The sequence below is a fragment of the Streptomyces sp. H27-D2 genome (genome assembly GCF_035828615.1).
In the GTDB taxonomy this organism is placed as follows: Bacteria; Actinomycetota; Actinomycetes; order Streptomycetales; family Streptomycetaceae; genus Streptomyces.
In genome coordinates this window covers 1-6,276 of the sequence record NZ_JAYMZR010000176.1, presented here as the reverse complement: position 1 = coordinate 6,276, position 6,276 = coordinate 1, and the positions used below count along the sequence as shown (strand labels likewise).

Here is a 6,276-nt window from a genome sequence, read left to right as displayed (position 1 = left end):
CGCCGTGCAGTGCCGCCGCGCGGACGCCGCTGGCCAGCAGGTCCTTGGTCAGCCGGTCGACGGCGTGCTTGGTGTCGAGGAACATGAGCACCCGGCCTTCGCGGGCCGCGATCTCGGTGGTGGTGGCGTGCTTGTCGGCGCCGTGCACGTGCAGCACGTGGTGCTCCATCGTGGTGACCGCGCCGGCCGACGGGTCGACCGAGTGGACGACCGGGTCGTTCAGGAAGCGGCGCACGAGCTGGTCGACGTTGCGGTCCAGCGTGGCGGAGAACAGCATCCGCTGTCCGCCCGGCCGTACCTGCTGGAGCAGCTCGGTGACCTGGGGCATGAAGCCCATGTCGGCCATCTGGTCGGCCTCGTCCAGCACGGTGATGCCCACGTGGTCCAGGCGGCAGTCACGGCGTTCGATCAGGTCCTTGAGCCGGCCCGGCGTGGCGACGACGACCTCGGAGCCAGTGCGCAGGGCGCTGGACTGCCGGCCGATCGACATGCCGCCGACCACCGTGGTCAGCCGCAGGCCCAGCGAGCGGGCGTACGGGGTGAGCGCGTCGGTGACCTGCTGGGCCAGCTCCCGGGTCGGGACGAGGACCAGCGCGAGCGGCTGCCGGGGCTCGGCGCGCCGGCCGAGGCCGGCGGTGCGGGCCAGCAGCGCCAGGCCGAAGGCGAGGGTCTTGCCGGAGCCGGTGCGACCGCGGCCCAGGACGTCCCGGCCGGCCAGCGAGTTCGGCAGCGTGGCGGACTGGATCGGGAACGGCACGCTCATGCCCTGGCTGGTCAGTGACGCCAGCAGCGCGGCGGGCATGTCGAGGTCCGCGAAGGCCTCGACGGCGGGCAGCGCCGGGGTGATGGTGACCGGAAGCGCGAACTCGCCCTGCGGGGCGGACGGGCGCCGGCCGGACGAGCCGGAGCGGTTCGGGGCCTGCGAGCGGGGACGGCCACCGCCGCCGGTCGAGCCGCCGGCACGGGGCGCGCGGGAGTAACGGTCATTGGTGCGGGGTGTGCGGTTCATGCGGAACCTTCCTCGATGCGGCGCGTATCGAGGAACTCTCAGCAGCAGACTGCCGCACAAAGAATCGCAAGAACGGGCCGGAGAAAACGAAAACGAAGCCCGGCCGAACGTGGGGCTGGGCGGAGCGGAGCGGAGCGTTAATAGCCTGGCCGGCACATCGAGATGGGTTGGCATCCGCCGAAAACGGCTGGAATGCCGGTCCATCCGGGCCGGGGCGCGGACACCTGTGTCCCGCCTGGCCATCGGCGGCTCGTCGCTATCCGCCGTGCGGTAAGACGGCGGTGCGGACTTGGTCTCGCACCGCGTGAACCGGTCCTGTCGTACAGTGATCGATTCAAAACCAACGAGCCGGGGCCCGCACCCTCAGGTGCGGGCCCCGACTACGTTGAACGCTTCAGCGTCAGGCGGGAACGATGTTCTCGGCCTGCGGGCCCTTCTGGCCCTGCGTGACGTCGAAGTTCACCTTCTGGCCCTCCTGCAGCTCACGGAAGCCCTGGGCGGCGATGTTGGAGTAGTGCGCGAAGACGTCAGCGCCGCCGCCGTCCTGCTCGATGAAGCCGAAGCCCTTTTCCGCGTTGAACCACTTCACGGTGCCAGTAGCCATGTTAAATCTCCTATTGGGGCAGTGCCGGGGGCCGCCGTGTGCGAGCCCCGCGTCGCCGCGATGATTGCCCCGTCCGGAAAACAGCACCGGAAATACAAAAGCGCTCCTGCCGGTACGAACCGGCGGGGGCACTTGAAGTTTATGGGAACCACAACTGCAACTGGTCTCGACAGTAGCACGATGCGGCCGGACATGGTGCCGATCCCTGGTGACTTCTTCCATGGGCCAGAAACTCTTACCGGGCGCGAGAGTGATTTCTGTAGTCGCGGCGATAAGTATTCCCCTCCTATCGGCACAAGAGGATTGCGTTTGACGGGAACATGCAAAGCGACTGCCGTCCGGGACAGCCTTCCGCGCAAGGGGAGTTCGCCCTGTGGCACCCCCTGGCGGGGCGCGGAAACCGGCGTTGCGACGGCGAAGGTCACTCGCTGAGCGCTTCTGCGGACCGAGGGCGGGTGGGACGGGCCCACTCGCCGCCCCACCCCCGTCGCACCGCCGTCTGCGGACCGGCCGCCGAAGCGGGACCGTCCGTACGGCCCGGTTCAGGTGGCTCGCCAGCCGCTCCAGCGGCTGACGGCGACCTCGACCACGGGCCCGCTCGGCGGCCTGCCCTCGTACTGACGGTGGTATTTCTCCGAGAGCAGGGCCACCCGCCTCGCGGAGGTGGCGGAGTCGTGCGCGGGCGGCAGCTCGCGGGCGCGGCCGTCGGCGCGCGCCCACCAGAGCTGGTCCCAGTCCTCCTCGTAGGCGTCGGCGAGGAGGCAGACGGCGGGGTTGACCGCGATGTTGGCGAGGCGCTTCAAGCGCAGCGTGCGCTTCGCCTTGTGGTCGACGGCCAGTACCAGCGTCTCCCCGTCCAGCGCGAAGACGACCGGCACCAGATGCGGGCGCCCGGCGGCGTCGGCGGTGGCGAGCCGGGCCACGCGGGACCCCGCGAACCGCTCCCGCGCTTGCGCGCTCGTCAGATCCGGCATCGCCGCACCCCGTCTTCCTGACTCCTCGCCGCTCTCTCCTCAGTGCCCGGTGAACCCGGCGGCGACGGCTGCGAGCCGGTCCAGGTACGCAGTCGTCTCAGCCTCCGGCTGCGTCGGCAGGTAGAAGAGGACCCGCTCCACGCCGATGCCGGCGTAGCCCTCGATGTCCTTCGGATCGTCGGATGCCGCGTACACCGTCACCGCCACGTCGCGGCCCGCCAGCTCGCGCATCCGGGAGATCTGCGGGCCGAGGTCGTCCGGCGGCACGCCGTTCGCGAGCCAGGCGTCGCCGAACTCCGCGACGCGGGGGAAGGCGGCCTGGCCACCGCCGACGTAGATCGGCAGGTGCGGCCGTTGTACGGGCTTGGGCCAGGAGTAGACCGGATCGAAGTTCACGAACTCGCCGTGGAACTCGGCCCTCTCCTCGCTCCACAGCTTCCGGATGGCCCGCAGCCGCTCATCGACGAGCCGGCCGCGGGTGGAGGCGTCGGTGCCGTGGTTCTCCATCTCCTCGCGGTTCCAGCCGACCCCGATGCCGAAGACGGCGCGGCCGTCGGAGACGAGGTCGAGCGAGGCGACCTCCTTCGCGGTGATGATCGGGTCCCGCTGCGCCACCAGGGCGATACCGGTGCCCAGCATCAGCCGCTCGGTTACCGAGGCGGCGGCGCTCAGTGCGACGAACGGGTCGAGGGTGCGGTAGTACATCCCGGGCAGCTCGCCGCCGCCGGGGTAGGGAGTCCTGCGCTCGACGGGAATGTGGGTGTGCTCGGCGATGAGCAGCATGTCGAATCCGCGCTCTTCGACGGCCCGGCCCAGCGCGGCCGGGCGGATGCCCTCGTCGGTGATGAAGGTCGAGATCCCGAACTTCATGTGACTCCTCGGGTGTGGTGACGGACGCGGTGACGGATGGATCGACGGTCCGGAGACTGTCGTTCGAGTGACGGATGAGCTTTCGCCCGACAGCCTGCTGTGTACCCAACCCGGGCCAGCTCATCACGGACCCGCCGCGTCGGCCCGCGCCCGCGCGGCTCACTCACCCGGTCACCCGGTCGAGGAGGGCGGTGCAAGAACCCTCGGCTCCCCGCGAGGCGTTGTCCGGGTGACGCCCGGCGGAACGCGACGGGCGAGTGACTCCGGACGGCGGTGCCGATGAATGACTTGGTTCCTGGCGGAAACCTGCCGCTGCCGGACGGCGCGCTCTCGATCCTGGTGCCGGGGCCGTTCGACCTCTCGGTCCTCATCACCGGCGATGAGGGCAAGGTCGACGGCGACGGCGACTTCGTCTTCTTCAACCAGCCGTCGGTGCCCGGCGCCCGCCTGCACGCCGGCACCGTCACGCTTGACCCGCGTCGCCTGCGGGCGGGTGCGAGCCGTATCACCGTGGTCATCAGCGCCGCCGATCCGAGCCGGGCGCTCGGCGGGCTGCCCGCTCCCACACTGAGCGTCAGCGGGCCGGGCGGGCGGCTGCTCGCCCGGTTCACCCCGCCGCGCCCGACGCACGAGACCGTGCTGCTGCTCGCGGAGATCTACCGGCGCGGGGCCGGTTGGAAGGTGCGGGCCCTCGGGCAGGGGTACGCGGACGGCCTGGCGGGGGTGGCCCGCGACTTCGGTGTCGAGCTTGGCGGACGACGCGCCGCCCGCCAAGCTCGTCGCACCCCTGGTACCCGCCCCGCGGCAGGCTGATCGGACCGGGCCACCGGGCCAACATCCTCAAACCCGACTTCACCCATATAGGGATCGGCTTCCTCGGCGGCGGCCGGACGGGAACCTACTGGACACAGCTCTTCGGCCTGTCCCCGCAGGCTCCCGCCCGTCGGCCGTACGGACCCGCGCGGCGCGCTCGTCAGCTGTAGCGCAGGTACCGACGGCGTACCGCGCCGAAGGCCGCGAGCTCGTCCTGCCAGTCAGCGACGATCTCGTCGGTGTTCGCCCCCGCGTCGATCATGGTGCGGAGCCGGGAGGAACCGGCCAGCTTGTCGACGAAGTGGTCCTTGCGCCACGCGAAGTCCCGCCAGCTGCGCTTCGCGCTGACCAGCAGACCGACGCCGGTACGGACCGGGTCGAAGGCCGCCCGGTCGTGGACGTGAATCTGCAGGCCGCCGACCGTCTTCCCCTGGAACTTGTGGAACGTGGGGATGAAGTACGCCTCGCGGAAGTTCACCCCGGGCAGTCCCAGCGCGTTGGCCGCCTCCGCCCAGCGGCCGTCGATGCCCACCGCGCCGAGCATCTCGAAGGGATGGACCGTGCCGCGGCCCTCCGACAGGTTGGTGCCCTCGAAGAGGCAGGTGCCCGAGTAGACCAGCGCGGTGTCGGCGGTCGCCATGTTCGGGCTCGGCGGCACCCACGGCATGCCGGTCGCGTCGAAGAATTCGTGACGCCGCCAGCCCGAGACCGGCACCACCTCCAGCTCCACCTTGCGGCCGGCCGCGCGGGTCAGGAACTCGCCGTTGTAGAGCGCGGCCAGCTCGCCGGTCGTCATCCCGTGCGCCTGGGCGATCGGCGCGCGGCCCACGAACGAGGCGTACTTCCACTTCAGGACCGGGCCCAGCGCCTGCCGTCCGGTCACCGGGTTCGGCCGGTCCAGCACCACGAAGCGCTTGCCCGCCATCGCGGTCGCCACCATGCAGTCGTACAGCGTCCAGATGCAGGTGTAGAAGCGGGCGCCGGCGTCCTGGAAGTCGTAGACGACCGTGTCGACCTTCGACTTGGTGATGACCTCCGCGAGCGGCCGCCCGCTCTTGAGGTAGGTGTCGAAGACCGGGATACCGGTCGCAGCGTCGACCGTGTCGCCTTCCGAGAGGCCCGCTTGCGGGGTGCCCCGGTAGCCGTGCTCGCCGGTGAAGATCGCCGTCAGGTCGACCCGGTCGTCTGCGTGCATCACGTCAACGATGCCGCGGGCATCCGAGGTGATGCCGCTCATGTTGGTGAGGACACCGACGCGCTGCCCCTCCAACAGCCGGTAGCCGTCGGCCGCGAGCCGATCGAACCCTGAGCGCGCGGGGACCTTCGCGGTCGGCGTGGGGGTCGGCGTCGCGGCTTGGGCCACTCCGAGCGTCCCTGCCGTGCTCGCTGCTGTGGCAGCGGCCAGCAATGTTCTTCGAGTTACTGTCATAAGTCCGCAAAATAGCTTATTTAGCACTTATGCCCTGCGAACCGCGCGGGCGGGTCGCCGGAAACGGGCGCCTTGGGCGGCGGGCGGGCCGGAGGTGCGCCGGGCCGTGCGGGGTCGGCGGCGCGCGCAGCCGAACGGGGCGACCCTGGGGCCCGACGGGCGGCGGGGCGCCAGGCGGCGACCAGTCGGGGCGCGTCGGAGGCGCGCCGGCGGTGCGGGTGCGCGTTTGCTCCGCGCGCAGCCGAATGGGCGCGACCCTGGGGCCCGACGATCGAGGAGCGGCGGGGCGCCTGGCTGCGACCAGGCGGGGCGCGTCGGAGGCACGCCGGGCAGTGCGCGTTTGCTGCGCACGCAGCCGAACGGGGTGGCCCTGGGGCCCACGGTCGAGGGGGCGGCCGGGGCCCCGGACGGCGACCGGCCGGGGCGCATCGAGGCGACCGCCCGGTCCCCGCGCTGCGCGGCCCACCTCGCCCCACCCCACCTCCGGCGGTTCCGCGCTGCCCGGTCCCGCCTCGACCAGTCCCACACCGGCCGGCAGCCGCCGACGCGACGCGAGGGGGCGGGGCCGGAGGGGCGG

At 71.6% G+C, this 6,276-nt stretch carries 8 protein-coding genes; 3 read left to right on the top strand and 5 right to left on the bottom strand.

The features are described from left to right. The 4 genes from QMK28_RS33470 to QMK28_RS33455 form a co-directional block, all read right to left on the bottom strand. Nucleotides 1–1,009, bottom strand: a 1,009-nt coding sequence (locus QMK28_RS33470) for a DEAD/DEAH box helicase (RefSeq protein WP_326443459.1), incomplete at its 3' end; no start/stop codon positions are given. A 400-nt stretch (nucleotides 1,010–1,409) separates the two neighbouring features. Beyond that, nucleotides 1,410–1,613 (bottom strand): cold-shock protein, encoded by a 204-nt coding sequence (locus QMK28_RS33465; RefSeq protein WP_069775160.1) that lies wholly within the window; start codon nucleotides 1,611–1,613, stop codon nucleotides 1,410–1,412. A gap of 542 nt (nucleotides 1,614–2,155) precedes the next feature. Beyond that, on the bottom strand, nucleotides 2,156–2,587 hold the full coding sequence (locus QMK28_RS33460; protein ID WP_326443458.1) for a TIGR03668 family PPOX class F420-dependent oxidoreductase: 432 nt from the start codon (nucleotides 2,585–2,587) through the stop codon (nucleotides 2,156–2,158). Between the two features lie 39 nt (nucleotides 2,588–2,626). Continuing rightward, nucleotides 2,627–3,457, bottom strand: coding sequence for an LLM class F420-dependent oxidoreductase (locus QMK28_RS33455; protein ID WP_326443457.1), 831 nt, complete (start codon nucleotides 3,455–3,457; stop codon nucleotides 2,627–2,629). A gap of 279 nt (nucleotides 3,458–3,736) precedes the next feature. On the opposite strand from QMK28_RS33455, the gene QMK28_RS33450 reads away from it, so the two are divergent. Beyond that, entirely contained in the window at nucleotides 3,737–4,270 is a 534-nt protein-coding gene (locus QMK28_RS33450; RefSeq protein WP_326443456.1) for a TerD family protein, read from the top strand. After that, nucleotides 4,267–4,440, top strand: a complete 174-nt coding sequence (locus QMK28_RS34490; protein ID WP_443050907.1) for a CAP domain-containing protein — start codon at nucleotides 4,267–4,269, stop codon at nucleotides 4,438–4,440. The genes QMK28_RS33450 and QMK28_RS34490 overlap by 4 nt, the downstream gene beginning before the upstream one ends. Here the strand turns inward: QMK28_RS34490 and QMK28_RS33445 are convergent. Next, complete coding sequence (locus QMK28_RS33445) at nucleotides 4,431–5,699, bottom strand: exo-beta-N-acetylmuramidase NamZ family protein (protein ID WP_326443455.1); 1,269 nt, start codon at nucleotides 5,697–5,699, stop codon at nucleotides 4,431–4,433. The genes QMK28_RS34490 and QMK28_RS33445 overlap by 10 nt on opposite strands. A 340-nt stretch (nucleotides 5,700–6,039) precedes the next feature. Here QMK28_RS33445 and QMK28_RS33440 point away from each other — a divergent pair. Continuing rightward, nucleotides 6,040–6,276: hypothetical protein (locus QMK28_RS33440; RefSeq protein WP_326443454.1), on the top strand; the 237-nt coding region annotated here is incomplete at its 3' end.

What these genes read in the sequence shown, in the direction of transcription:
- QMK28_RS33465 (WP_069775160.1), bottom strand. Translation starts at nt 1,613, where the DNA reads ATGGCTACTGGCACCGTGAAGTGGTTCAACGCGGAAAAGGGCTTCGGC.
- QMK28_RS33460 (WP_326443458.1), bottom strand. Translation starts at nt 2,587, where the DNA reads ATGCCGGATCTGACGAGCGCGCAAGCGCGGGAGCGGTTCGCGGGGTCC.
- QMK28_RS33455 (WP_326443457.1), bottom strand. Translation starts at nt 3,457, where the DNA reads ATGAAGTTCGGGATCTCGACCTTCATCACCGACGAGGGCATCCGCCCG.
- QMK28_RS33450 (WP_326443456.1), top strand. Translation starts at nt 3,737, where the DNA reads ATGAATGACTTGGTTCCTGGCGGAAACCTGCCGCTGCCGGACGGCGCG.
- QMK28_RS33445 (WP_326443455.1), bottom strand. Translation starts at nt 5,699, where the DNA reads ATGACAGTAACTCGAAGAACATTGCTGGCCGCTGCCACAGCAGCGAGC.